Origin of the sequence: Nocardioides carbamazepini, from assembly GCF_024614185.1 — a bacterium.
In the GTDB taxonomy this organism is placed as follows: Bacteria; Actinomycetota; Actinomycetes; order Propionibacteriales; family Nocardioidaceae; genus Nocardioides; species Nocardioides carbamazepini.
Window position 1 is genome coordinate 433274 of record NZ_JAHTLF010000015.1, and the last position, 25395, is coordinate 458668.

General features: G+C 72.3%; 20 protein-coding genes. 9 read left to right on the forward strand and 11 right to left on the reverse strand.

The window, feature by feature from the left end; translation table 11 throughout:
* Positions 1-4 precede the first annotated feature (4 nt).
* From KVF89_RS12025 to KVF89_RS12035, 3 genes are read right to left on the reverse strand one after another with little or no spacing between them, the layout of a single operon-like run.
* Positions 5-3469: an ATP-binding protein gene (locus KVF89_RS12025; RefSeq protein ID WP_257425800.1), complete on the reverse strand. Its 3465-nt coding sequence runs from the start codon at positions 3467-3469 to the stop codon at positions 5-7.
* Entirely contained in the window at positions 3466-4173 is a 708-nt protein-coding gene (locus KVF89_RS12030; protein WP_257425801.1) for a DUF4194 domain-containing protein, read from the reverse strand. Before KVF89_RS12030 ends, KVF89_RS12025 begins: the two co-directional genes overlap by 4 nt.
* Positions 4170-5660: a DUF3375 domain-containing protein gene (locus KVF89_RS12035; protein WP_257425802.1), complete on the reverse strand. Its 1491-nt coding sequence runs from the start codon at positions 5658-5660 to the stop codon at positions 4170-4172. Before KVF89_RS12035 ends, KVF89_RS12030 begins: the two co-directional genes overlap by 4 nt.
* Before the next feature lie 160 nt (positions 5661-5820).
* On the opposite strand from KVF89_RS12035, the gene KVF89_RS12040 reads away from it, so the two are divergent.
* Positions 5821-7347 (forward strand): hypothetical protein, encoded by a 1527-nt coding sequence (locus KVF89_RS12040; protein ID WP_257425803.1) that lies wholly within the window; start codon positions 5821-5823, stop codon positions 7345-7347.
* A gap of 401 nt (positions 7348-7748) precedes the next feature.
* Here the strand turns inward: KVF89_RS12040 and KVF89_RS12045 are convergent, their stop codons facing one another.
* On the reverse strand, positions 7749-8831 hold the full coding sequence (locus KVF89_RS12045; RefSeq protein ID WP_257425804.1) for an HIRAN domain-containing protein: 1083 nt from the start codon (positions 8829-8831) through the stop codon (positions 7749-7751).
* 300 nt (positions 8832-9131) lie between these two features.
* Between KVF89_RS12045 and KVF89_RS12050 the strand changes: the two genes are divergently transcribed.
* A complete protein-coding gene (locus KVF89_RS12050) occupies positions 9132-9611 on the forward strand; it encodes a DUF6924 domain-containing protein (protein WP_257425805.1) in 480 nt (159 codons plus the stop codon).
* Between the two features lie 288 nt (positions 9612-9899).
* Positions 9900-10823 carry a glutathione S-transferase family protein gene (locus KVF89_RS12055; protein ID WP_257425951.1) on the forward strand — a complete coding sequence of 308 codons (924 nt, stop codon included), beginning with the start codon at positions 9900-9902 and terminating at the stop codon, positions 10821-10823.
* Positions 10824-10830: 7 nt separating this feature from the next.
* Here the strand turns inward: KVF89_RS12055 and KVF89_RS12060 are convergent, their stop codons facing one another.
* Positions 10831-10977, reverse strand: coding sequence for a PIN domain-containing protein (locus KVF89_RS12060; protein ID WP_257425806.1), 147 nt, complete (start codon positions 10975-10977; stop codon positions 10831-10833).
* Between the two features lie 202 nt (positions 10978-11179).
* Positions 11180-12982: an acyl-CoA dehydrogenase gene (locus tag KVF89_RS12065; protein WP_257425807.1), complete on the reverse strand. Its 1803-nt coding sequence runs from the start codon at positions 12980-12982 to the stop codon at positions 11180-11182.
* Positions 12983-13045: 63 nt separating this feature from the next.
* On the opposite strand from KVF89_RS12065, the gene KVF89_RS12070 reads away from it, so the two are divergent.
* Complete coding sequence (locus KVF89_RS12070; protein ID WP_257425808.1) at positions 13046-14881, forward strand: RCC1 domain-containing protein; 1836 nt, start codon at positions 13046-13048, stop codon at positions 14879-14881.
* 22 nt (positions 14882-14903) lie between these two features.
* On the opposite strand, the gene KVF89_RS12075 is transcribed toward KVF89_RS12070, so the two are convergent.
* Both KVF89_RS12075 and KVF89_RS12080 read right to left on the reverse strand, forming a co-directional pair.
* Positions 14904-15299 (reverse strand): hypothetical protein, encoded by a 396-nt coding sequence (locus tag KVF89_RS12075; RefSeq protein WP_257425809.1) that lies wholly within the window; start codon positions 15297-15299, stop codon positions 14904-14906.
* Between the two features lie 45 nt (positions 15300-15344).
* Positions 15345-16058: a lysophospholipid acyltransferase family protein gene (locus KVF89_RS12080; RefSeq protein ID WP_257425810.1), complete on the reverse strand. Its 714-nt coding sequence runs from the start codon at positions 16056-16058 to the stop codon at positions 15345-15347.
* Positions 16059-16154: 96 nt separating this feature from the next.
* Between KVF89_RS12080 and KVF89_RS12085 the strand changes: the two genes are divergently transcribed.
* A complete protein-coding gene (locus KVF89_RS12085) occupies positions 16155-17159 on the forward strand; it encodes a 5'-3' exonuclease (protein ID WP_257425811.1) in 1005 nt (334 codons plus the stop codon).
* A gap of 8 nt (positions 17160-17167) precedes the next feature.
* On the opposite strand, the gene KVF89_RS12090 is transcribed toward KVF89_RS12085, so the two are convergent.
* Entirely contained in the window at positions 17168-18391 is a 1224-nt protein-coding gene (locus KVF89_RS12090) for an arginine deiminase (RefSeq protein ID WP_257425812.1), read from the reverse strand.
* A gap of 34 nt (positions 18392-18425) precedes the next feature.
* Here KVF89_RS12090 and KVF89_RS12095 point away from each other — a divergent pair, with 34 nt between their 5' ends.
* Positions 18426-19949, forward strand: coding sequence for an acyl-CoA carboxylase subunit beta (locus KVF89_RS12095; protein ID WP_257425813.1), 1524 nt, complete (start codon positions 18426-18428; stop codon positions 19947-19949).
* Here KVF89_RS12095 and KVF89_RS12100 read toward each other — a convergent pair.
* Positions 19946-21535, reverse strand: a complete 1590-nt coding sequence (locus tag KVF89_RS12100; RefSeq protein WP_257425814.1) for a GAF domain-containing sensor histidine kinase — start codon at positions 21533-21535, stop codon at positions 19946-19948. The genes KVF89_RS12095 and KVF89_RS12100 overlap by 4 nt on opposite strands.
* A gap of 129 nt (positions 21536-21664) precedes the next feature.
* On the opposite strand from KVF89_RS12100, the gene KVF89_RS12105 reads away from it, so the two are divergent.
* Positions 21665-22078 (forward strand): pyridoxamine 5'-phosphate oxidase family protein, encoded by a 414-nt coding sequence (locus tag KVF89_RS12105; protein WP_257425815.1) that lies wholly within the window; start codon positions 21665-21667, stop codon positions 22076-22078.
* On the opposite strand, the gene KVF89_RS12110 is transcribed toward KVF89_RS12105, so the two are convergent.
* Positions 22053-22724, reverse strand: a complete 672-nt coding sequence (locus KVF89_RS12110) for a response regulator (protein ID WP_257425816.1) — start codon at positions 22722-22724, stop codon at positions 22053-22055. The two genes, KVF89_RS12105 and KVF89_RS12110, sit on opposite strands and share 26 nt — an antisense overlap.
* A 129-nt stretch (positions 22725-22853) precedes the next feature.
* Between KVF89_RS12110 and KVF89_RS12115 the strand changes: the two genes are divergently transcribed.
* Both KVF89_RS12115 and KVF89_RS12120 read left to right on the forward strand, forming a co-directional pair.
* Positions 22854-23840 carry an Acg family FMN-binding oxidoreductase gene (locus tag KVF89_RS12115; protein ID WP_257425817.1) on the forward strand — a complete coding sequence of 329 codons (987 nt, stop codon included), beginning with the start codon at positions 22854-22856 and terminating at the stop codon, positions 23838-23840.
* Positions 23841-23955: 115 nt separating this feature from the next.
* Positions 23956-25389 (forward strand): cytochrome ubiquinol oxidase subunit I, encoded by a 1434-nt coding sequence (locus tag KVF89_RS12120; RefSeq protein WP_257425818.1) that lies wholly within the window; start codon positions 23956-23958, stop codon positions 25387-25389.
* The last annotated feature ends 6 nt before the right edge of the window (positions 25390-25395 follow it).

The following is a 25395-nucleotide window of genomic DNA, read 5'->3' on the forward strand; positions in this document are numbered from 1 at the left end:
CCGGTCAGGCCGGAGGTGCCTCCACCGCGTCGGTGATCGGCGTGATCCAGGACTGGTGCGTGGTGGTGTTCTTGGTGATGGCGAGCAGCTCGTCCATGTGCGGCTCGAGGCCGGTCACCTTGTCGAGCGGGACGCCGACGATCAGCTGGAAGCCGAGACCCTTCCAGGCCTCCACGGCGCGGCCGGCGAACTCGGAGTCGGCCTTCACGAAGCCCTCGTCGAGGAACACCGGCGCGAACCGCGGCCGCGACCGCATCTCGTCGCCGAGCCGGAAGCGCAGCGCCGAGCCGACGATGAAGGCCACCAGCTCCTGGCTCTCGCCGCCGGACTTCTCCCCCAGCGTCCGGTACGTCGCGCGCAACTCTCCGGTGAGGTGGTCGTAGCGCTCGGCGCTGATCTCCACGTGCCGGCGTACGTCGAGCAGGCGGTCGCGGTCCCCGGACCCGTCGCCCGCACCACGTCGGAGCTGGCCCATGAACCGGCTGAGCTCGGTGAACCGCTTCTCGAGGTCCTCCTCCTTCAGCTCGGTCGTGGCGCCGGAGGACAGCGCGCGCAGGTCCTTCATGAAGACCTGCACATGGGCCGGGGCGAGCCGGCGCAGCCGGATCCGCAGCCGGTCGGCGGACGCCCCGAACTCGAGGCGGCGCAGGATCGCGTTGATCGGCTCCAGCCGGTCCTCGATGTCCTCCACCGAGGACGACATGGCGCCCAACAGGGGCACGAGGTCCTGACCGCTCCACTCGGTGAGCCGTCGGCGCCACTCGGCGCGACGGTCGGCGAGGCCCTTGCCGCGGATCTCGTCGAGGATGCGGGCGTAGTCGGCGTAGGAGTCGGCTCCCGCGCCGAGGTTGGGCGAGTCCCAGGTGAACTTGTAGCTGCGGAAGATCGTGCCCAGATCGTCGTCGCAGCGCCGGATCTCGGCCTCGGCGTCGGCCAGGGCCGTGCGCAGCCGATCGCCGAGGCGCTGGGAGTTCTCCAGGAACCGGTCGAGGTCGTCGGGATCGGCCGGGGCCGCCGCGGCGGCGAAGTCCGCGGCCAGCGCGGCGTCCTGTTCGTCGTCGAGGACGACGGCACCGGCGCTCTCGACGTCGAGAAGCCGGTCCTTGATCATGTCCTCGGCGTCGGCGAGCTCGCCGTGGTCGGTGTTCAGCCTGCGCTGCTGCTGGTCGAGAGCGAACCGCTCCTGGCGTGCCGCGTCGAGCTGCTCGCCCAGGGTGTCGATCTGCGCCTGCAGCACCTGGAGCCGGTCGTCGGAGGCGAGGATGGCTGCCCGTCGCTCCTCCAGGTCGGCGATCCGTCGGTCGCTGCCGGCCACGTCGACGTCGTCGAAGCGGACCATGCCGATGGCGTCGTACGCCTTGCGCTGGAGGTCGAGCAGGCCCGAGCGCCGGCCCAGCTCAGCGAGCCGGCCGTCGATCTCGCCGAGCCGCTGCCCCACCTCGGCCAGCTGGGCGTCGATCTCGGCGATCGCGTCCTCGCTGGAGAAGCCGATGATGCTGCGCTGGTCGTTGCGCCCGTGGGCGCCACGGCGCCCGTTGCGGGTCTGGCCGGCGAGGGTGACCCGGAAGCCCGGGCCGCCGAGATCGGCGGCGCTGTCGACGCACAGCGCGTTGCGCGCGGGCTCCTCGACGTGCTGCTGGACCCAGCCGGCGAACGGGGAGTCCTTGAAGAGCAGCTTGCCCGCGATCCGCTCCGGGTCGGAGGGTCCGGTGCCGGGCAGGTCCAGCTCGACGCCCTGGAAGGTCAGCCTCGCCGGGAGTCGCAGTTCGTCGATGGCGGCGGAGAAGTCGGAGAGCCGGTCGAGCGGCACCAGCATCATCCGGGCGCTGCCGCCGAGGACGGTCTCGACCGCGGTTCGCCAGCGGATCTCGTCGGGCGCGACGTCGATCAGCTCGGCCACGAACGGCAGCTCGTCGACCCGCAGGCCGCTGGCGCGGGCCACGGCCGTGCGCAGGTCATGGAGGTACGACGGCACCCGGCCGGCGCGGCTCTCGAGCGACGCGCGCTCCTGCTTGAGGACCGACTGCTCCTGGGTCAGCGGGAACTGGTGCTCGCGCAGCACCGTCTCCCGCTCACTCTGCAGCCGCTTCTGCTCCTTCTCCCCCGCGGCCACCCGCTCGCGGGCCTGCTCCTGGAGGACGGTGAAGGCGCCGGCGTCCTCCAGCGCTGACTCGAGATCGGGCGGGTCGACGTCGGTGAGGCCCACCAGGGGATAGACCCGCTCCTCGAGCTCGGCGAGCCGGTTGCCCCGCTCCTCGCGGAGGATGCGCTCGGCGTCGGCAAGGGCGGCCAGCGCCTGGAGGTCGCCGCCCCCGGCGGCCCGGTGCGCCTCCTTGGCGGCGTCGAGATCGCCGGTCAGCTGCAGCTCGGCGGCCTGGGCGGCGGCCAGGGCCTGCATGGTCGCGGACCGGGCGTCGCGGTTCGTGGCGACGGCGGTCTCGATCAGGCGCAGGTGGGTGCGCAGCAGCCAGTACCGCAGCGGCGTCTGGTCGCCGCTCAGCGTGATGCCGTAGGAGTCGAGCTCGGCCAGGCGCGCCGCCGCGGCCGTACGGCGCTCGTGCATCTCGGTGATCGGCTCCAGCAGCTCGAGCTTCTGCTGCTCGGTGCGCATCGCGGCGTGCGCGGCGTCGAGGTCGTCGAAGTGCTCGATCGCCCGGTCCGCGGCGGCGTAGGTCGCGGGGCGCTCGAGGACCATGTCCTTGTAGAGCTCGTCGACGCTGCGGACCTGGTTGCCGCTCTGGATCCGGGCCAGCAGGCGCAGCGCCTTGGCGCCGTCGCCGTTGGCGCCGATGCCGAGGCGGGCGTGCAGCACGGCGGCGAGGTCGGCGTAGGTCCGGTGGACCCGGATGCCCGGGAACAGCTTCTTGATCGTGTTGGCGTGGAACTTCTCGGGGACCGCCGCCTCGAGCTTGTCGAGCGGCAGCGCGCCCTCGTGGGTCCACATCTGCATGAGGACGTCGCCGGAGCGCGCCGCGCGTCGGGGGACGTAGTAGGTGCGCAGGGCTGTGAACCGGCCACCCTGGTCGCTGACGAAGGTCATCGCGACCGCACCCCACGTGTCGGCGCCCTTGCCGCGCAGCAGCTTCTCGACCGGACGCCCGGTCTTGGGGTCGTCGATCACGTCGACGGCACCGCGCAGGTAGGACAACAGGTTGCGCTGGCCGGCGCTGCGGGCCCGGCCCGCGACGGCGTCGTTGGAGGCGCCGTTGAACTTGGTGTCGGACGGCATCATCAGCGCGGTGTAGGCATCGAGGATGGTGCTCTTCCCGACGCCCGAGGCCCCGGAGATCATCGTCGCGTCGCCGGCCAGCGGGACGGTCGTGAGCCCGCCGAACCCACCCCAGTTGACCAGCTGCAGCAGCGACGCGCGCCACTGCACCGTGTCGTCGACGGGCGCGGCGACGGCCTGCTCGGCGAACAGTCCGTCAGCGGCGGCACCGTCGATCTGCTCGGCCTCGTCGATGCTCATGCGCCATCCTCCTCGAACAGGTCGGCCTCCGCCGTCTCCGGCTTCACGGTCGTGCCGTTGGCCTGCTGCAGCGCCTCCAGCAGCTCCTGGAGCAGCTCCAGCGGCAGCAGGGCCTCGACGGCCTCGCTGATCTCGAACCGGTCCTCGGACGCGGTGACGATCAGCAGGCCCGCCTTGGCGATCGCGGTCACGGCGTTGCGGGCGCGCTTCTCGTCACCCGACTCGTCGGTCGCGTGGGCGGGGCGATAGCTGCCGACGTAGTCGACGATGTCCTCGCGATCGACGTAGACCCGGGCGTCGCCGCCCGCGAGCCCGGCGCGCAGCCGGTCGCGGAGGTGCACGAGGACCAGCGTCTCCTCGCGGGACCACGCCGTGTCGTGCAGCAGGGTCGGGAACCGGGCGCCGCCCTCGGCGACGGCCTGCCGCTTCCACGCGACCTCACGGTCCCGGTCGACGGCCAGGTCGAGGAAGAGGTCGTTGAGCCGGGAGCGGAGCACCCGCTCGTGCTCCACGAGCGCCTGCCAGTCGCGCGGGTGCGTGCGCGCGCTGATGAACCGCTGCTTGAGCAGCGCGACCAGCGCCTGCCGCTGGGCGTACTCCAGGCCGCCCTCGTCACCCTCGAAGAGCGACACGGAGCGCTCGTCGACGATCTCGAAGTCCTCGACCTCGTCGAAGCCGGATCCGAGCTCGGTGTCGATGCTCATGCGGTGGACTCCTGACGATCGAGGTCGGGGTCGGGCAGGGGCGTGCGCGGCACGGCGAACGTCCGGCGCGAGCCGTCCGGGCGTACGGCGGCGAACGACTCCGTCGCGTCCTCGGTGACGAGATCGCGGTCGGCCGCGAGGTGCAGCAGGCCGAAGATCTCCACCGGCCGGCGCAGGGACGGCTCGAGGCCGTCGAAGAGCTCGCCCAGGGATCCGGCGGGCAGCAGGTCGCGCAGCGCCTCGTCGAGGCGCTGTCGCAGCGACCCGAGCTGCGGGCCGCCCTGGGCCATCAGCTCGGCGAGCGAGAGCACGGGCGCGTCGGCCGGGTCCGCATCGGCGATCCGGTCGGGAAGCACGTCGTCGGCGGGGTCGTAGAACCGCTCGCGCAGGTGGTCGACACCGACCCGGGAGGGCAGCAGCGAGACGTCGTGGGTGGCGCGCGGCCCGGTCGTCGACATCCAGGTCATCAGCTCGGACTCGACCTGACGCAGGGTCTGCTCCAGCTCGCGGTCGCGGGCCGCGTCGTGGGAGACGATGTACTCCTTCAGGGTCGCCGTCACCCGGCTGCGCTGGGCCAGCACCCGGTCGAGGCCGTCGCGCACCAGCCGGACCGTGCCGCGCAGCTCGGCCCGGTCGGCGTCACCGAGGATCCCGCCCGACAGCGGGTGCTCCAGCAGCGCGGTGAGGTCCTCCCGGAGCTGGGTCACCAGTGCGTCGTCGCGGAGCAGCGCGAACGCCCCCTCGAACGCCCGCCCCTCGTGGGTGGCCGTGATCAGCGAGTCGGCGCGCGCGAGGTACTCGTCGATGACCTCGCCGGCCGGCCGGTCCTCGGCCCGGAAGGCGGCCAGGATCTCACCGCGGATCGTCGCGAACCGCTCCTCGACCCGCGCGAAGTCGCTGGGCAGTGCGCTGATGAGCGAGAGCAGCTCGGTGAACCCCTCGACCATGTAGTCCTCGGTCGCGCTCACCATCTCGGCGCCGTCGACGAGCCGGTCGCGCTCGGCCTTGAGCCGCGCGATCTCCTCGTTGAGCAGGCCCACCCGCGCTCCGCGGTCGGGGTTCGCCTCGGAGTTGAACCGTCGTACGGTCCCCAGGATGGTCGCGATCCGGTGCTCGCTGAGCGTGGCGCGGTCGCGGGCGAGGTTCTTGACCAGCTCCAGCGCCTGTTGCGCGTGGGAGGTCAGCGCGTAGACCTCGTTGCCCTGCTCGTCGAGCGAGCGCACCAGCCACTGCCCCCGCATCCAGCGCTGGCAGATGTCACGACCGCTGCCGTTGGGCACCTCGCCCTCGCCGGAGAGCCGGATCTCGGCGAGGTGCTCCTCCACCTGGGTGTGCAGCCGCGCGGTCGGGATCGGCTTGTTGTTGCGGCCGAACGCCGCACGGAAGATCGTGATGACGACCGGCGCCTGGCGCTGGTGGAGCAGCGTCAGGGTCGGCTGCGCGAAGGCGCCCTTGACCCGCGCCAGCTCACCGGCGATGTCGCTCACCGTCACCCCGCCCTTCCACTCGACTTTCGGGGAAGGGGCCAGCATTCCAGAGGGGTACGACGCGATCCCGCGCCGCCCCCGGAGCACGGGTCGCCAGCCGGTTCATCCACAGGCTCGGCAATGGAGTTGATTCGAACATGTGTTCGGGTACGATGAGGGGATGGTGGAGCTCTCGGACCTCGACGCGGCGGCGCTGCTCGCCGCCGAGGAGGCCGGGGTGCTCGCACGACGCCGGTCCGACGTCGACGAACTGCTGCGCCTCCTCGCCTGGTGCGACCTGCACTCCGTCGACCCGCAGACCCAGCCCGGAGCAACACCCGCACGACTGGGCGGCGACCGGCTCCGCCGCCTCGGCGGCCAGGGCACCCCCGAGGTCGCCGAGCTCTGCTTCGCCGAGTTCGCGATCGCCGGCCGGGCCGGCACGATCGCCACCGCCCACCGCGCGGCCGCCGCCCTCGACCTCCGCCACCGCCTCCCGCTCCTGTGGCAACGAGTACAGGACCTCGACATCGAGGTATGGCTGGCCCGCAAGATCGCCGACCTGTCCCGCCCCCTCACCAAGGACGCAGTCGCCCTGGTCGACGCATCAGTCGCCGCAGCCCACGACCTGCCCGCCGGCAAGCTGATCGAGCTCGCCGAGGCCCGCATCATCGAGGCCGACCCCCAGACCCACCGCCAGCGGATCGCCGCCGAGGAGGCACGCACCGGCGTGTTCACCCGCCGACGCCGCCCCGGCCAGGCGGTCGCCGCCATCGACGGGCAGGCCGACGTCCAGCCGATCACCCTGCGCCTGCCCACCGCCGCAGCCCTCGAGTTCACCACCACCATCGAAGAGATCGCCACCACCCTCGCCGACCAACACATCCCCGAGGATGACGACGACGTCCCGACCATGGACCAGTTCCGCGCCCACGCCGCCGAGCTGCTCGCCGACCCCTACGCCGCCATCCGCCTCCTCAACGGCGACCAGGCCCCCGACACCGAACCGACCACCGAACCGACCACCGAGCCCGAGCCGGAGCCGTCCCGGCCGACGCGTGCCGAGCGCAAGGCCGTCGTCTACGTCCACCTCAGCCCCGCCGCCCTCGCCGGCCACGCCTCCGGCGTCGCCCGGGTCGAGGACCTCGGACCGATGCTCCTCGACCAGCTCGCCGCACTCCTACGCCACCGGCACATCGACCTGAAGCCGGTCATCGACCTCAACCACACCACCGCCGTCGACGCCTACGAACACCCCGCCACCAGCAAGGAACGCACCCTGCTACGCACCGGAGGCGACGTCTTCCCCCACTCCACCTCCCGCACCCGCCGCCTCGACCACGACCACGTCACCCCCTACGACACCCACGGCCCACCCGGCCAGACCGGCGACCACAACGACGCACGCCTCACCCGCCGACATCACCGCACGAAGACCCACCTCCCCTACCGCACCCGCCAGCTCGGCCTCGGCGCCTACCGCTGGGAGACCCCACACGGCCTGGTCCGCGTCGTCACCGGCTACGGCACCACCGCGGTCGAGGGGCTACGGGACAGGGATGGCGTGCTGATCGGCGAGATCTACCCAGCCCGCTACGAGCTGGTCGTCGATGAGGCGGCATTCGGCGAGCGGCGACCCAACTCGGTCCCGGCCTACGGGGCTGCGCGTCGCTCCGCCGCATGGCGGACATCCGGATCTGTCGAGTAGCGGGCAAGTTCTCGCCCTCTCGGGGATGAGGTCTGGTGGACGAGGAGACTGCCCGAGAGGCGCTCGGCGACGCGGTCGTGCTCTGGGGCGTGCGAGCGATGTTCGGCCCCAGGCAGTCATTGATGCGGCCGCCAGTGTCGGCGAATCAACTCCGACCGCAAGAGCTGGGTCGGCTCATCGACTCCGACCAAGGGCGGGGGCGTCGAACGGACTAGCGGCAAGCGCACTGTCATGCCGCTGTCGGGGCGGGACGCCCGACCATGCCGCTCTGCGGGCGGAGCCCGACCATGCCGCTGTCCGTGCCCTTGGGACTTCCGTCAATGTCATGGCCAGCGCCAGGGAGCCTCGGCGGAATCTGGCAACCTGACGCCGCCGACTACGACGGGCTACTCGACCTGCCGCTAGCCGAGCATCGCGGCGAGGTCCGTGCGACTCCCGATGAGCACCAGCGTAGACCGGTCATCGCGACCACGGCTGGGTCCCCAGATCGTGACCCCGGCCATGTCTTCACCCTTGTCCATTCGTCGGGCGACGGCGGGAGCGCGACCACGCGACACGTAGCCGATCGGGGCCAGCGATCCGGGCGCGCACATAGCTACCGCGTTGCGGTCGTGCGGGTTCTCCGGCTCGCGCTGGAGGTCGATCCACCGTCCTTGCCGGAGGTCGGCATTCCGGTAGGCGGTGGCGTAGTGGTCCGCGCCTCGGGCATACGAGGTGCAAAGCCCGAGAGACTGTCGGAGCCCCGGCCCTTTTGGGTTGATGAGTGCTCCGCCTTCGAGCGGCGACCAGATCGCCAGCCGGTCGCCCGCGTCTACCAGCCGCACGGTCGGGAGCCCGTCCTCGTCGCGTGCCAGGTATCGCGCCTCTTCGTCTTTCGGCACGAACACGTCGCGCGTGACGATGCCGATTTCCTCCGATCGGGCAATGCCCTCCGCCCGGGTGCGCGGCTGCCGTGGCCCGCGTTCCTCAAGGTAAGCGGAGGTCTCCGCAATCTCCTGCTCTGTTCTGCCTTGCTCTCGGTAGCGGGCGACGCGACGCTCCCAGTCCTCCGGGCTCATCCACGACGGGTGGCCCTCTCGTCGTGGCAGGTTGTCGCGGTCGTGGTCGTGCAAACCCAGCGGAACGCGCGGCTCGGGCCCCCGCTCGTCGTTCGACCTCATCTCGCGCCGCAAGTCGGCGTGGAATCGCGCGGCCTCCGCCTCAATCTCGGGCATCAGCCCGGCGGCGTCGCCCTCTACCTGCCGCATGAGGTTGGGCACAGCCGCGTCGGCCTCGCGGAGCAACCGCTGTGTCTCGGCCTCCACGTCGAACAGGCTTGTGCCCACGGTCGGTGGCGTCGCCGGTCGGGACGGAGGTGCTGGCCGCGTCCGTCGAGCCGCACGGGCAGCCGGAGTCGCGGGGGCAGACCGCGACGACGACGCGAGCCACACAACCACCAGCACTAGCAGCAGCAGCCCGCCAACGAAGCCGATCACCAGTCCCATGCCGGGACCGTAGGCTGATCCGCTCGACCGCGCGGGCGGTTTAGTGGGATCAGCCCAGGTACGGAAGCGAGTTGATGCCGCCGGGACACGTGTCCGCGTTGTGCCGTTCAGGTTGTACGCGGCGGACCACGACGCAACCTGAACGCTGGAGCGGCCCGAGGCCGCCGTCCGCAACTGTCCCTATCGGGGCGTAGCGCCCGACCATGCCGCGATGCGGACGGCTGTGCCGATGAACTGCGTCCGACCAACGGATCTCAGAGAAGTGGCGCGCATTGAGCCGACCTCAGCAAGGATTCCGACATGAACCCCGACCGCATTGTTCAGCTCGTCGCCGACGGCTTGGCGCCGCTCATCCGCACCGATTTCTCTGCAGACGATGCCTGGCGTCGCGTGGTCGAAGCACTGTCTCAGGAGTCCGACGTCGTCGCTGACGGTGATGAGTACACCGCGAATCTGGAGGCGATCTCAGACGTTGGCTTCGACACCATCACTCCGGAAACCCTCGCGAACGCTTGGCCCAGGGAGCACCCAGGCTATGTCATCCTCGCGGACCAGCGCTCGATGCGAGAGGCGATGTCTGGCGAAGATCCGACGGTGGTGCTCGTGGATCTGAGCGCTGACGAGGAGGATGAGGAGGAGTTCGGATGGGTCTTCGGTCAAGCGTTTCGGTGCGTGGCTAGTGAAGTCGCCTCAGTCGAAGCGAACCTGTCGATCGCGAACATGGATTTCGCTGAGTTCGCTGATGCAGTGGACGATGATGGAGTCTTCCGAGGCTTCTAGTCCCGCGACCCGACTCGGTCCCGGCCCACCGGACTGCGCGTTGTTCCGCCGCGCGAGGTCGTAGATGTGGAGTTCGGTCGTGCACGACCTCCTGTCGGAGCGTCGGACCGCGGAGCGTACCGCGCGACGTACCGCGCATCTTGCCCGACGATCCGCTTCTCCGACCCGGAAACAGTGCCGGGACGACCAGGTCGCCCAGGACCGCCACCTAGGCTCGGGGCCGAGGCGACTACCGAGGAGGACGACGTGCCGACGGACGCGAAGAAGACCCGGGCCTTCGAGCGGGACATGAACTACATCCCGGACCGGATCACCAAGGTCGAGGGCCGCAGCCAGGACCCGTACGGCGGCAGTGAGCTGGAGGTGCCGACCTGGCCGGTCGAGCCGGGGCGGTACCGGCTGGTGGCGGCGCGGGCGTGTCCGTGGGCGAACCGGGCGATCATCGTGCGCTCGCTGCTCGGGCTCGAGGAGGTCATCTCGATGGGGCTGACCGGGCCGACCCATGACGAGCGCAGCTGGACGTTCGACCTCGACCCGGGCGGGGTGGACCCGGTGCTGGGGTACGAGCGGATCCAGCAGGCCTACTTCGCGCGCTTCCCCGACTATCCGCGGGGCATCACGGTGCCGGCGATGGTCGACGTCCCGACGAGGTCGGTGGTCACCAACGACTTCCCGTGGATCACCCACGACCTCTTCTTCGAGTGGCGCGACCACCACCGTCCGGACGCGCCGGACCTGTGGCCGGACGAGTGCCGGGAGGAGATGGAGGAGGTGATGCAGCGGGTCTTCACCGAGCTCAACAACGGTGTGTACCGGTGCGGCTTCGCGGGGTCGCAGGAGGCGTACGACGCGGCGTACGACCGGCTCTGGGTGGCGATGGACTGGCTCGAGGAGCGGCTGGCGGACCGGCGCTACCTGATGGGCGACCGGGTCACCGAGGCCGACGTGCGACTGTTCACGACCCTGGTGCGCTTCGACGCGGTCTACCACGGGCACTTCAAGTGCAACCGCAACAAGCTCACCGAGATGCCGGTGCTGTGGGCCTATGCGCGGGACCTGTTCCAGACACCAGGCTTCGGCGACACGGTCGACTTCGAGCAGATCAAGCGGCACTACTACGTCGTCCACACCGGCATCAATCCGACGCAGCTCGTGCCCGTGGGTCCCGACGAGTCTGGGTGGCACACGCCGCACGGGCGCGAACGGCTCTGAGCGCGGCTCAGCTCCACACGGCGTACTGTCCCAACCCCTCGCGGAGGACATCGTCCTTCGTCGCCAGCGTCGAGAACGAGACCAGCGCCTGGGCGGCGATCAGCCTGTCGAACGGATCTCGCGTCCAGGACAGTGCCTCCGCGGCCCGGATCACGGTGCCGAACGGCGTGGCGTCCTCCGCCAGCCCGACCGCCCGCTCATCCGGAGCGGGTCCTCGGCGAACCGAGCGCGGAGTGCGTCGGGGAAGCGCTCGTGCTCACCTGCGTACAGCCAGACGACCACATGGGTGTCGAGGTGGAGGGCCGTCACGGCGTCAGCGCCCGCGCCTCGTCCCAGTCACCGGACCAGCCGATCGCCTACAGCCAGGCCGGGTCCACCTCGTTGAACAGCTGGTCGCCACCGGCGAGCAGGTCGAGCATCGGGCCGGTCTTGGGCAGCTCGTGGGTGAGGAAGTAGCGGCCCGCGGCCCGCTTGCCGTCGTAGAACGCGCCCTCCTTGCCGTGGGCGGCGAGGAGCTGGTCGAGCCAGGTCCAGGCGACCACGACGTGACCGGCGGCCTCCAGTCCGGTGGTCGCGTTGACCAGGGCCACCTGCGGGTCTCCTGACTCCCAGGCCGCCGCGACGGCGGTGGCGAGCCGGTCGGCCGCGGTCGCGACGCGGTCGGCGTACCCGGACAGCTCGGCGTCGCCGGTGGCGCGAGCGCGGGCGACGCTCTCGCGGATGGCCTCGAGGAGCAGCTGCAGCCCGGTGCCCCTGTTCATGACGAGCTTGCGGCCGAGCAGGTCGAGGGCCTGGATGCCGTGGGTGCCCTCGTGGATCGGGTTGAGGCGGTTGTCGCGGTAGAGCTGCTCGACGCCGTACTCCCGCGTGTAGCCGTAGCCCCCGTGCACCTGGATGGCGAGGTCGTTGGCGGCCAGGCACCACTGGGACGGCCAGCTCTTCACGATCGGGGTGAGCACGTCGAGAAGCGCACCCGCACGTTCGCGCGCCTCCGCCGACGGGAGGGTGCGTTGGTCGTCGAGGAGCAGCGCGGCGCGCAGGATGAGCGCGAGCCCGCCCTCGACGTACGACTTCGAGGCCAGCAGCATCCGGCGCACGTCGGCGTGCTGGACGATCGGGACCGGTGGGGCGGCCGGGTCCTTGGCGGCCGACGGACGGCCCTGGACCCGCTCGCGGGCGTAGGCGAGGGCGCGGAGGTGGCCGGTGTAGCCGAGCGCGACGGCACCCGCACCGACACCGATCCGGGCCTCGTTCATCATGTGGAACATCACGGCCAGGCCGCGGCCCTCCTCGCCGACCAGCTCGCCGACGGCCCCGGCGGCGCCCCCCGGCCGGTGGACGCCCTCGCCGAAGTTGAGGACCGTGTTGACGGTCCCCCGGAAGCCCATCTTGTGGTTGATCCCCGCCAGGGTGACGTCGTTGCGCTCCCCGCGGGAGCCGGAGGTGTCGACGACGTACTTCGGTGTGGCGAACAGCGACAGGCCCTTCACGCCCGGCGGCGCGCCCTCCACCCGGGCGATGACCAGGTGGACGATGTTCTCCCCCAGCTCGTGGTCGCCGCCGGAGATCCACATCTTGTTGCCGAAGAGCCGGAAGGTGCCGTCCTCCTGACGTACGGCGCGGGTGGCGACGTCGGCCAGGGACGAGCCGGCCTGCGGTTCCGAGAGGCACATGGTGCCGAACCACCGGCCGTCCAGCATCGGCGGGACGAGGCGTCGCACCTGGTCGGCGGAGGCGTGCGCGAGGAGCAGGTTGGCGTTGGCCATGGTGAGCATGGGATAGCTGGACGTCGACACGTTCGCCGCCTGGAACCAGGCGAAGCAGGCCTGCTGCACGACGTGCGGGAGCTGCCCGCCGCCGACCGACTCGTCCATCGCCGCCGACACCAGGCCGGCGTCGGCGAAGGCGCGCACGGCGGCGCCGACCTCCGGGATGATCGTGACGGTCTCGCCGTCGAACCGCGGCTCGTTCGCGTCGCTGAGCGCGTTGTGCGGCGCGAAGTGCTCCGCCGCGAGCTCGGCCGACAGGTCGAGCACGGCGTCGAAGGTGTCCCGGCTGTGCTCGGCGTACCGCTCGCGGGCACACAGCGCCGAGACGTCGAGCCACTCGTGGAGCAGGAAGTCGAGGTCGCGGCGGGCGAGCAGCAGATCGGGGTTCACCCGGCCAGTCTCTACCCGATCCTGATGAGGCCCGCGACCACCCGCCCGCCTAGCGTCGAGGACGTGGCCGCTCCTCTCGCGCGTCTCCTCGACGGCATCCGCGTCGCGCTGCTCGTCAGCGTCCTCCTCTACCTGCCCGGGCTCGCCCACCCGTCGCTGACCGGTCCGGTCGCGAGCGCGTCGAGCGTCCCCGGAACGCCGTACTCCTGGGGCGGCAACACCTTCGGCGAGCTCGGCGACGGCACGACCTCTCCGCACCGCACGGCCGTCGCCCTCCCCGGGCTCACCGACGTCGTCGACATCCACACCGGCCGCGAGCACGCCGTGGCGCTGCGCTCCGACGGGACCGTCGTGGCCTGGGGCAGCAACCAGATGGGCCAGCTCGGTGTCGGCGCGACCGCGGGCACCCGGACCTCCCCGACCGCCGTCACGGGACTGACCGACGTCACCATGGTCTCGACCGGCCACTACCACTCGCTCGCGCTGCGCGCGGACGGCTCGGTGTGGACGTGGGGCTACAACCACGCCGGGCAGCTCGGCGACGGCACCACCACGACCCGCAACCGCCCGGTGTTGGTCGCCGGCACGCGAACCTACGCCTTCGTCGCCGCCGGTCGCGACATGAGCTACGCGGTCGCGACGGACGGAACCGTGTGGGCGTGGGGACTCAACGGCGACGGCCAGCTCGGCGACGGGACGACGACCAGCCGCTCCACGCCCGTGCGGATCGGGAGCCTCACCGACGTCACAGCCCTGGCCGGCGGGCGGGACCACGGCCTGGCGCTGCGCGCCGACGGGACCGTGTGGGCGTGGGGCTGGAACTCCTACGGTCAGGTCGGCGACGGGACGCTCGCCGATCGCACGACACCGGTCCAGGTCACCACCGGCGCGACCGCCGTGGCCGCCGGTGCACACCACTCCTACGCGTTGCGCTCCGACGGCCGGGTCCTGGCCTGGGGGCGCAACTACCGCAACGAGCTCGGCGACGGGACCACCACGCAGCGGACCCGCCCGGTCACCGTCCTCGGCGTGGCCGGGGCGGTCGCGGTCGGATCCGGCCGCGACCACGGCCTGGCGGCCCTGGCCGACGGGACCGTCCGCGCCTGGGGGCACAACTCGTCGGGACAGCTCGGCGACGGCAGCACCACGAGCCGGGCGTCCGCCGTCACCGTGACCGGCGTCGCCGACGCGCGCCGGGTCAGCGGGGGCGCCGAGTTCTCGGTCGCGATCTCCGTGCCGGACGGACCGCCGCCACCCCCACCGCCCCCTCCGCCGCCTCCTCCCGACGGCACGACGGAGTTCCGTGCCGCGACCGGGATCAGCCGCAACGCGGCCGGCGCGACGGTCGTCGTGCCGACCGCCGTCCGGGCGGGCGACGTGCTGGTCCTGCTCGTCGCGACCAACCGACTGGCGAGCACCAGCACGCCGGCGGGGTGGACCCTGCTCGGCACGGCGACCGACGACGACCTCCGCTCCTGGGCGTTCACCCGCGCGGCGACCGCCGACTCCGCCGGATCGGCCGTGCCGGTCACCCTCGACGCGACCAGCAAGCTCGACGTGGCCCTGATGGCCTACGACGGCGCGGGCGTCACCGCCACGACCTCCCGGTCCGAGCCTGGCACCGGCGCGGGGCACACCGCACCGGCGGCGGCCGTGACGGTCCCAGGCTCGCGGGTGCTCCACCACTGGGTGACGAAGGTCAATACGGCGACCGCCTGGACCGTGCCCTCCGATCTGACCGCACGCCGGACCGGCACGAGCAGCGGCAGCGGCCAGACGTGCAGCCTGACCGCGGACGGGGGTCCGGCCGGCGCCGGCACCTGGCCCGCCCACGTCGCGACCGCCGGCGTCTCCTCCGGGAAGGCGATCGGCTGGACCATCGTCATCGCACCGGACTGACGCACCGTGCCCGAGGTCCCGGTCAGGGCGCGGGCTGCACCGGCATCCCCGCGAGCGGAGCCCCGGCCACGGTCACCACGCCGACCATCCGGGCCGACGAGCTGAGCAGGGTCGCGCCCTGGTCGGTGCGCAGCGCCGAGCGACCGAACCGCACCTCGAGGACGCCGATCCTCAGCCGGCCGCCCTCACGCACCAGCGCCACCTCCCCGCGGCGCGGGCGACGGTCGGTCGACACCAGCAGCTCGGTCCCGGCCGGCCAGCCGTGGGAGGCGAGCGCGTCGTTGCGGAGCCGGATCCGCACGTCCTCGCCGTCCGCGACGACGGCTTCCGGCCGGTCGCGCGGGGCGGGCGTCACCGGCGGAGGCAGGTCGAGCGGCAGGCACTCCTGGGCCGCGGCACCACCTCGGACCGAACGCATGTTCGAATCATATCCGAGGATGTGGCGCGCCTTCCTGGACGCGCCCTACTTGTCGATCCTCTTCCGGACCAGCCAGGCGAGACCGAGCGCCGCGGCGCCGGCGGCCAGCCGGCCGGGACGGTTCTGCCACCGGCCGTACTCCTCGGTGACCTGGGGCCAGGCCTCGCCGATCACGGCCGCCGCATCTTCGGGCGTCGCCGCGAGCCCCTCGACCGAGACCGGGGTGCCGAAGACGATCCGCACCTTGCGCGGCAGCGGCCAGCGGCGCTTCTCGGTGCCGGTGATGGTGGCCGGGACGATGGGCGCTCCGGCCTCGATCGCGAGGCGCGCCGCGCCCCGCTTCGGCGTACCGAGACCCTCGTCGCGAACCCTCGTGCCCTCCGGGAAGAGGGCGAGAGCATCGCCGCGACGCAGGATCGCGCGAGCGGTCTCGAGGGCATCGGTGTCCGCCGACCCGCGACGCACCGGGAATGCTCCGAGCCGGAGGAAGACAGGTGCCATCGGGCCCTCGAAGTGCTCGGCCTTGCCCATGAAGTGCACCGGCCGGCGAAGCACGATCGCGACGAAGAACGGGTCCCAGAAGCTCTTGTGGTTGGGCACGATCACGACCGGACCCGTCCGCGGGACGTTCTCCTTCCCGGACGTGGCGAACCCGCACGCGAGACGGAAGATGACCGCAGCCGTGCACTTCACCGCCAGATACAGCGGCCCGCTGACGCCCTTCTCGCGCGCAACTCGGTGGGCCTGCTCGCTCGTCATCGGCACGAGTCCATCCTGTCAGCATCGGCCAGGCGACCGGGCGCGCCATCACCCGCTCCACACGGCTGCCGCGCCGGACGTAGGCTGACGGCGATCATGGCGCCCTCCTCCGACCGTCCCCGCAGACTGCTGCTCGCCGTCGACGCCCCCTCCCTGCTGCACCGCCACCACCACGCGCGCGCCCACACCCGGCACCGCGACCGCGGCGGACGACCCGCCTGGGCGCTGCACGGCATGCTGCGCCAGATCATCGAGTCGATCGACTCCTTCGCACCGGACGCGGTGATCTTCGGGCTCGACGACCGGACGTCGTCGGTACGACGCGACGCCTACCCCGACTACAAGGCCGGCCGGGCCGAGAAGGATCCCGAGCTGGTCGACCAGCTCGACCGCGCCGGAGCACTGCTTGACGCGCTCGGGCTGGCGACGCTGACCCCGCCCGGCCTGGAGGCCGACGACGTCAACGCCTCCGCCGCGACCTGGGCCGAGGCGAACGACTGGAACTGCGTCATCATCACCTCCGACCGCGACTCCTTCGCCCACATCAGCGAGCACACCCGGGTCCTGCGGCTGATCGACGGCGGCATCCACGGCTCTCCCCTGCTCAGCCCCGCCCACCTCCGCTCGATGTACGGCGTCCCGGCGGAGCGCTACCTGGAGTTCGCCGCCGTGCGGGGCGACGCCAGCGACAACCTGCCGGGCGTGTCCGGGATCGGCGAGAAGACGGCGGCCTACCTGCTCTCCCACATCGGCTCGATGCGCGAGATCTGGGCCGACATCGAGCACGACGAGGGCCGCTCGGTGGTCGCGGCCCTGGACGCGTGGGCCGAGGAGACCGGCGCTCGCCGGACCGGCGCCACCGTCCTCAAGCGACTCTCCGCGCCCGGCGCCCGCGCGACCTACGAGTTCAACCTGCGGCTGATGTCGGGGCGCACCGACCTCGACCTCGGGCTGACCCCCGACGTGCCCGGCACACCGGGCCTGCTGCCGCTCGACATCGAGCGGGTCGAGCGCGTCGTGGGACACCTCAACATGGAGGCGACGACCGCCCTGGCCCTGCGGGTGCTGACCGGCGACCCCGCCTCGGTCCCGCGCGGCTGAGCCGCGGCTCAGATCCCGTCCCGCTGCACCGGGCAGGTCATGCACCGTGGCCCGCCGCGGCCCCGGCCGAGCTCGCTGCCCGCGATGGTGATCACCTCGACCCCGTGCGCGCGCAGGTGGTCGTTGGTCGCGGCGTTGCGCTCGTAGGCGACCACGACACCCGGCCGCACCGCGAGCACGTTGCACCCGTCGTCCCACTGCTCACGCTCCGCGGCAGGGGCGTCCTGGCTCGGCGTCAGCACCCGGATCCGCTCCAGGCCCAGCGCCGCCGCGATCGCCGCACGCATGCCGCCGGGCGGATGGGCGGTGACCGAGAGCTCCTTGTCGGTGTCGCCGGGCTCGATCGTGTACGCCGGCAGGTCGGCCAGCCCGGCGTACTGGGTCAGCGTCTCCTCGTCGATCATCGTCAGCACCGTGTCGAGGTGCATGAACGCCCGCTTGCGCGGCAGTGCGAGCGCCACGATCCGCCGGGCGCTGCCCGCCGCGAACAGCCGGTGGGCGAGCCGCTCGATGCCCTGCGGCGTCGTCCGCTCGCTCATCCCCACCAGCACCGCACCGCGCCCCAGGACCAGGATGTCGCCGCCCTCGATGGTCGCCGGCGCGTCCGTCGTCCCGTCGGACCACCACCGGAACCCGGTCCCGGCGAACGCCGGGTGCCACCGGTAGATCGCCTCGTAGTGGATCGTCTCGCGCATCCGGGCGCGCTTGCTCATCGCGTTGACGCTGACGCCGTCGTAGATCCACGCGGAGGTATCACGGGTGAAGAGCTGGTTCGGCAGCGGCGGCACCAGCAGGTCGTCGCCCTCCAGGGTCCGGACGACGACCGAGCGGGGCTCCTCGATCCGCTCCAGCAGCTCGGCCCGGCTCATCCCCCCGACCAGCCGGTCGGCGAGCTCCGCGGCGTCCAGGCCGGCGAACAGGTTGTGCAGGGCGGCGGCCGCGACCGGCCCGTAGACCCGCTCGTCGAAGGTCGCGTCGAGGACGTGCGCCCGGGCCTGCGGGATCTCCAGCGTCTCGGCGAGCAGTCGGTCGAGCAGGTGCACGACCACGCCCTCGGCACGCAGGGCCGCGGCGAAGGCGTCGTGCTCGTCGCGCGCCCGGCTGACCCAGGGCAGGTCGTCGAACAGGTAGTCGTCCTTGTTGGTCGGGGTGAGCCGCTCGATCTCGAGCCCCGGGCGGTGCAGGATCGCCTGGCGCAGGATGCCGACCTCGGATCCGACGTGGAGGGTCATCACCGCAAGGTACCCGCTGCGCCATGATGACCAGGTGACCGACGACGCCCCCGAGCCCACGCTCGCCAGCGGCCTGACCGAGCTGCTCGCGCGGCGCTTCCTCACCACCGACGAGGCCCGCGGCGAGAAGGTCGCGCGCTGGCACGCCCGCGGGCGCCGTACCGCCCGCGAGAACATCGCCGACCTCGTCGACGCCGGGTCGTTCGTGGAGTACGGACGGTTCGTGACGGCCGCCCAGGAGCAGCGCCGGCCGCTGGCCGAGCTGGTCGTCGAGGCACCCGCCGACGGCATCATCGGCGGCACCGCGACGATCGACGGACGTCCGTGCGCCGTGCTGTCCTACGACTACCTGGTCATGGCCGGCACCCAGGGCATGCGCGGACACCGCAAGTCCGATCGGCTCATCGAGCTGGTCGGACGGCTGGGGCTGCCGACCGTGTTCTTCACCGAGGGCGGGGGCGGCCGGCCGGGCGACGTGGACCTGCCGCTCGTGTCCGCGCTCGACGTCGGCTCGTTCGCGCTGTGGGGTGCGCTCGAGGGCGTCGTGCCGCGGATCGCCGTCGTGTCGGGCCGCTGCTTCGCCGGCAACGCCGTGCTCGCCGGCAGTGCCGACCTGCGGATCGCGACCCCGGACGCCAACCTCGGCATGGCCGGGCCCGCGATGATCGCCGGCGGCGGGTTGGGACAGTTCGCGCCCGAGGAGATCGGACCGGTCGAGGAGCAGGCGGCCAACGGCGTCCTCGACGTCGTGGTCGACGACGAGGAGGAGGCCGTCGCCGTCGTCCGCCGGGTGCTGGGCTACCTGGCCGGGCCGACCACCACCGCCGGACCGCCGGGCGCCGACCCCGCTGAACTGCGCGCGATGCTGCCCACCAACGAGCGTGAGGCCTTCGACGTCCGGCCGGTCGTGGAGGCCCTCGCCGACGTGGACAGCGTGACCTGGCTGCGGGAGGCCTGGGCACCCGAGCTGGTCACCGCGTTCCTGCGGATCGACGGCATCCCGCTCGGCGTGGTCGCCAACCAGTCCACGCACCTCGCCGGGGCGCTGACCGCCGATGCGTCCGCCAAGGCCGCCGACTTCCTCGGGCTCTGCGAGCGCTGGCGGCTCCCGGTGGTCTCACTGGTCGACACCCCCGGCTTCATGGTCGGCCCCGACGCCGAGCGGGCCGGGCTGGTCCGGCACGCGTCGCGGCTGGTCAACGCGGGCGCCCGGCTCACGGTGCCGCTGGTCGGCGTGGTGCTGCGCCGCGGCTACGGCCTGGGCGCGCAGGCGATGCTCGGCGGCAGCACCCACCGCCCTCTGCTCACCGTGGCCTGGCCGGACGCGCACCTGGGCGCGATGGGCCTGGAGGGGGCGGTCCGGCTCGCCCTGGCCCACGAGCTCGCCGACCTGCCCGACGCCGAGCGCGAGGCGACGGTCGCCCGGCACACCGCCGAGCTGCGTGCCCACGCCGGCGCGCTCAATGTCGCGCGGGTGTTCGAGATCGACGACGTGATCGACCCGGCCGAGACCCGGACGGTGATCGCCGCGACCCTGCGGGCCGCCGCCCCGCGCTAGGACCCGGACCGCGAGCGCGGCACCGTCCAGACCAGCGTGGTCCCTCCGTCGGGAGCGGACTCGACCACCAGCGCGCCGCCGCGCTGCTCGGCGCGCGCCCGCATGTTGGCGATCCCGCTCTCGGTCACCGCCCCCGCGATCCCGCGGCCGTTGTCGCTCACCGTCAGCACGATCCGGTCACCGGCCTCGACCATGACGTCGACCGCGCTGGCGCCCGCGTGGCGACTCGCGTTCGACAGGCCCTCCGCCAGCACCGCGAGCAGGTCGGGGACGACCTCGTCGGGGATGAGGGTGCGCACCGGCCCCTCGAAGCGCAGCGCCGGACGGAACTTCAGCGTCGCCGCCGCGCGGTCGACCAGCCGGGTCACCTCGGCCTGGACGTCTCCCGCGGTCTCGAGCGAGCTCAGCCCGAAGATCGCCCGGCGGATGTCCTTGATCGTGGCGTCGAGATCGTCCACCGCCTGCTCGATGCGCGCCGCGACCTCCGGCCGCTGCACCAGGCGGGTCGCCCCCTGCAGACCGAGCCCGACCGCGAAGAGCCGCTGGATGACCAGGTCGTGCAGGTCGCGTCCGATCCGGTCGCGGTCCTCGAGGACCGCGAGCCGGCGCTGATCCTCCCGCGCCTCGGCCAGCTGCAACGACAGGGCCGCCTGCTCGGCGTACGCCTCGACCAGCTTCGGGTCGAGGACGTGGTAGCGGTCCTCGTGCTCCGGCGACCAGGCCAGGGACAGGGTGCCGCTCGCGCCCGCGGACGGCGCGAAGGGGACCGCGAGGACCGGCCCGTCGCCGTGGTCCTCGACCCCGCTGTGGGCGATCACCGAGGCGACCTCGTCGTCGGGAGTGAGCGTGACCCAGGCGGCATCGGCGCCGGCGAGGTCCCGCACCTGTGTGGCCAGACCCGCGACCGGGTCGTCGGACGGGGCCGGGTCGGCCAGTGTCGGCGCAAGCGTCGCCGTGGCGCGGGCCCAGGCCTCGCGTGTCGTGGTCTCCTCGTAGAGCCGGGCGTTCTCGATCGCGACTCCCGCCGCGGCGGCCAGGGCCACGACGATCTCCTCGTCCTCGGCCGTGAAGTCCCCTCCCCCGGCCTTCTCGGTGAGGTAGAGGTTCCCGAAGACCCGGTCCCGGATCCGCACCGGTACGCCGAGGAACGAGCTCATCGGCGGGTGGTGCGCCGGGAAGCCGTACGACGCCGGGTGCTCGGCGATGTCGTGCAGGCGCAACGGCTCGGGACGGTCGATGATGAGGCCGAGCAGACCGTGCCCGGTCGGCAGGTCGCCGATCTCCGCCGCGAGGTCGGTGGGGATGCCGTGGTGGACGAAGGTCCGCAGCCGGCGCCGGCCACCGGCGCTCAGTACGCCGAGGGCGGCGTACCGGGCATCGACCAGCCGGCTGACGATCGCGACGATCCGCGACAGGACGCCGTCCAGGCTGAGGTCCGCGGAGATGGTGACGACCGCGTCGAGGAGGAGCTGAAGGCGTGCCTGCTGGTCGAGGGCGCCGTGCATCCGGTCGAGCACGGCCCGCACCAGGTCCTCGAACTCGACCTCGTCGAGATCCGCCGGCCGGTCGCCGTCCATGCCGTCCATGCTCCCGAACGCTACCGGCAGGAGGGCACAAGGACCCGACGTAGTCGGGACCCGCGCACCTGGGTCCGCACTCCTCAGCGCGCCAGCATGGAGGTGTCCCCAGAGGGAATCGACGAGGAGGTGGTCTCAGTGCAGGAGTCCGACATCCAGCCCGGCCGGCTGGTGGTGCTGTCCGAGGAGGAGTGCTGGGACCTCCTCCGCTCGCGACCGGTGGGCCGGCTCGCCTGGTCCGGTGCGGAGGGCGTGTCCGTCATCCCGGTCAACTTCGTCGTCGAGGACGACACCGTGCTGTTGCGCACCACCCCCTACTCCCTCCTGGCGCGCGACTGCGCCGACCGGGAGGTGGCCTTCGAGGTCGACGACATCGACGAGCAGCGGCACGGTGGGTGGAGCGTGCTCGTCCGCGGGCGCTGCGAGCGGGAGCGGGTGCGCTCGGACGGGCCGCGTCCCTGGGTCACCGGACCCCGCGTGCTCGGTCTCCGGGTCGCCGTGGTCTCCGTGACCGGGCGCCGGCTGCTCAGCTCGACGGCGGAGCGTGCTTGACCGCGTAGATCGCGGCCTGCGTCCGGCTCGACATGCCGAGCTTGGCGAGGAGCGAGGAGACGTAGTTCTTCACCGTCTTCTCGGCGAGATGGATCTCGCGCGCGATCTGCCGGTTGGTCAGGCCCTGGCCGATCAGGTCGAGGATCCGCAGCTCCTGCTCGGTCAGCGATGCGAGCTCCTGGTTGACCGGCGGGCCGGAGCGGATCCGATCGAGGACCTGCGCGGTCACGGACGGGTCGAGGGTCGACTGGCCGGCGGCCACCCGGCGCACGATGTCGAGCAGGTCGTTGCCGCGCACCTGCTTGAGGACGTAGCCGGCGGCACCGGCCATGATCGCGGAGAAGAGCGCGTCGTCGTCGTCGTACGACGTCAGGATGAGCGCCTTGATCGACGGGTCCTGGGAGCGCACGTCGCGGCACACGTCGATGCCCGAGCCGTCGGGCAGCCGTCCGTCGAGGATCGCGACGTCGGGGCGGAGGGCCGGGATCCGGCGCGTCGCCTCCTGTGCGGACTCCGACTCGCCGACGACGACGATGTCGCCCTCGCTCTCCAGCAGGTCGCGGATCCCGCGGCGGATCATCTCGTGGTCGTCGAGCAGGTAGACCCGGATCTGCGCGGCGACCGCCGGCGTCGCATCGTCACTCACGCCACCCACGGTAGCCGCCGACGGCCGCGACCGGCGAGGACCGCGCACCCGTCAGGTCGGGACCTTCGACCCTCCCGGCGGACGCCACCGGCCGAGCAGGCTGGTGCGGACACAGAGAGGAACCGACCGATGAGCAGTCCCGCCGTGCCGCGCACCGGGTCCGCGCCGACGAGCCACGTCGAGCAGCTGGTGTCGTTGGCCTGCCTGGCGCCGAGCGTGCACAACACCCAGCCCTGGCGCTGGAGGTACGACGACGGGCTGCTCACCCTGCGCGCGGACCTGGCCCGCCGGCTGCCCGTGGAGGACCCTCGCGGCCGCGACCTCACGCTGAGCTGCGGAGCGGCGCTGCACCAGCTGCAGTTCGCGGCGCGGGCGCTCGGCTGGACCACCGACGTCCAGCGGCTGCCGCCGGGACAGGACGAGACCGTGCTGGCGCGGGTCCGGGTGCGCCGGACCGGCCGGGCGGTCGTCGTACCCGAGGACCTGGAGCTGCTGCACGCCCGCCGCACCGACCGGCGACGCTTCACCGCGTGGCCGGTCCCCGCGCACCGGCTCGAGGACCTGTGCCGCCTCGCCGCTCCGTGGGGCGTGCGCGCCGCCGCGGTGAACGACGACGGCGCCCGCTTCCGACTCGAGCTGCTGGCCAATCAGGCGCTCACCGCGCTGGAGCTGGACGCACGTCGTCAGGCCGAGCAGGACCGCTGGGTCGGTCGCACCGGCGCCGACGGCATCCCCGCGGCCCTGCTGCCCGACGAGCCCGATCCGCTGCAGGCCAGATCACGGTTCCGTCCCGGGCTGCTGGAGGACACCCGGATGGTCCTCCACGGCGGGGACCGGGTGATCGCGCTCGGCGGCGACGAGGACGACGTGGCCGGCTGGCTGCGCTCGGGGGAGGCGATGAGCGCGCTGTGGCTGGAGGCCACCCGGGAGGGCCTGTCCGTGGTCCCGATGAGCCAGCCGACCGAGGTGGAGGCGACCCGCCGCGAGATCGGCTGCTCCGTGCTCGGCGGCACCTTCGAGCCGCACGTCCTGCTCCGTGTGGGGTGGCAGGCGATCGGCCGCGGCGGACTCCCCCGGACGCCTCGGCGCCCGCTCGCCGACGTCCTCGAGGCCTGACGTCCCGGCGCGGGGGCCGAAAGTCCCACCGCGCGGGGAACTCCGGCCATGGGGGCGGGCCGGTCGCGCTTCCTAGCGTGGACCTGTCAGCATCCGTCCTCTGCCAGGAGCATCTGTGGACCCGACCGACATCGCGCGATGGCAGTTCGCCATCACGACCGTCTACCACTTCCTGTTCGTTCCCATCACGATCGGCCTCTCGGCCGTCATCGCCGGCTACGAGCTCACCTGGCTCCGCACCCGGGACGAGCGCTGGCTGCGGCTGACGAAGTTCTTCGGGAAGCTCTTCCTCATCAACTTCGCCATCGGCGTCGTGACCGGGATCGTGCAGGAGTTCCAGTTCGGGATGAACTGGAGCGACTACTCCCGCTTCGTCGGCGACGTGTTCGGCGCGCCGCTGGCGATCGAGGGCCTGCTCGCCTTCTTCCTGGAGTCGACCTTCCTCGGCCTGTGGATCTTCGGCTGGGACAGGTTGCCCGCCCGGCTGCACGCGGCGTGCATGGTGCTGGTGCACATCGGCACGCTGTTCTCGGCGTACTTCATCCTCGCCGCGAACTCCTGGATGCAGCACCCCGTCGGCTTCGCGTTCAACCCCGAGACCGGACGCGCGGAGATGAACGACTTCGCCGCCGTCCTCTTCAACAAGGTCCAGCTCGTCACCTTCCCGCACGTGGTGCTGTCCGCCTACATGACCGGTGCGGCCTTCGTGGTCGGCGTCGCGCTGTGGCACCTGCGTCGGGCGCGCACCGCCGAGGACCGGGCGGTCTACCGTCCCGCGGTCCGCACCGGCGCCTGGATCGTGCTGGTCGCGGCGCTCGGCGTCGCCGTCAGCGGTGACGTCCAGGGCAAGATCATGACCGAGGTCCAGCCGATGAAGATGGCCGCCGCCGAGGGGCTCTATGAGACCGAGGCACCCGCCGACTTCTCGGTCTTCCAGCTCGGGACGCTCGACGGCGAGAAGGAGACCTTCTCGATCAAGGTGCCGGGCATGCTGTCCTTCCTCGCGACGGGGACGCCGAACGGCGAGGTCGAGGGGATCAACGACCTGCGCGAGAAGTACCGGGACACCTACGGCGCCGACCCGGGCGCGGCGTACTACTCCCCCGGCGACTACACGCCGGTGATCCCGCTGACCTACTGGTCCTTCCGGCTGATGATGGGCCTCGGCATGGCCGGCGCCGCGATCGCCGCCTGGATCCTCTGGGCCACCCGGCGCGGGCGCGCCCCCACCGGCCGGGCGGTGCTCGCCGCCGCGGTCGCGCTGCCCTTCCTGCCGCTGTTCGCAAACTCCTTCGGCTGGATCTTCACCGAGCTGGGCCGCCAGCCCTGGGCCGTCTTCGGCCTGATGACGACCGAGCACTCGGTCTCCCCCGGGCTCTCGACCGGTGAGGCGTGGACCTCGCTGACCGCGCTGACCGCGGTCTACGGCGTGCTCGCGGTCGTCGAGGTGCGGCTGCTGCTCACCTGGATCCGCAAGGGCGCCGAGGAGCTGCCGCCCGACGTACCGACCGATGCCGGCGAGGATCGTCCGCTCGCCTTCGCCTACTGAGACCGG

Bases quoted from the DNA above. Each gene is read 5' to 3' on its own strand.
- KVF89_RS12100 (WP_257425814.1), bottom strand. From the start codon at position 21,535: ATGGACGGCATGGACGGCGACCGGCCGGCGGATCTCGACGAGGTCGAG.
- KVF89_RS12045 (WP_257425804.1), bottom strand. From the start codon at position 8,831: ATGGGACTGGTGATCGGCTTCGTTGGCGGGCTGCTGCTGCTAGTGCTG.
- KVF89_RS12040 (WP_257425803.1), top strand. From the start codon at position 5,821: ATGGTGGAGCTCTCGGACCTCGACGCGGCGGCGCTGCTCGCCGCCGAG.
- KVF89_RS12080 (WP_257425810.1), bottom strand. From the start codon at position 16,058: ATGACGAGCGAGCAGGCCCACCGAGTTGCGCGCGAGAAGGGCGTCAGC.
- KVF89_RS12055 (WP_257425951.1), top strand. From the start codon at position 9,900: ATGAACTACATCCCGGACCGGATCACCAAGGTCGAGGGCCGCAGCCAG.
- KVF89_RS12075 (WP_257425809.1), bottom strand. From the start codon at position 15,299: ATGCGTTCGGTCCGAGGTGGTGCCGCGGCCCAGGAGTGCCTGCCGCTC.
- KVF89_RS12085 (WP_257425811.1), top strand. From the start codon at position 16,155: ATGGCGCCCTCCTCCGACCGTCCCCGCAGACTGCTGCTCGCCGTCGAC.
- KVF89_RS12115 (WP_257425817.1), top strand. From the start codon at position 22,854: ATGAGCAGTCCCGCCGTGCCGCGCACCGGGTCCGCGCCGACGAGCCAC.
- KVF89_RS12030 (WP_257425801.1), bottom strand. From the start codon at position 4,173: ATGAGCATCGACACCGAGCTCGGATCCGGCTTCGACGAGGTCGAGGAC.
- KVF89_RS12090 (WP_257425812.1), bottom strand. From the start codon at position 18,391: ATGACCCTCCACGTCGGATCCGAGGTCGGCATCCTGCGCCAGGCGATC.
- KVF89_RS12050 (WP_257425805.1), top strand. From the start codon at position 9,132: ATGAACCCCGACCGCATTGTTCAGCTCGTCGCCGACGGCTTGGCGCCG.
- KVF89_RS12025 (WP_257425800.1), bottom strand. From the start codon at position 3,469: ATGAGCATCGACGAGGCCGAGCAGATCGACGGTGCCGCCGCTGACGGA.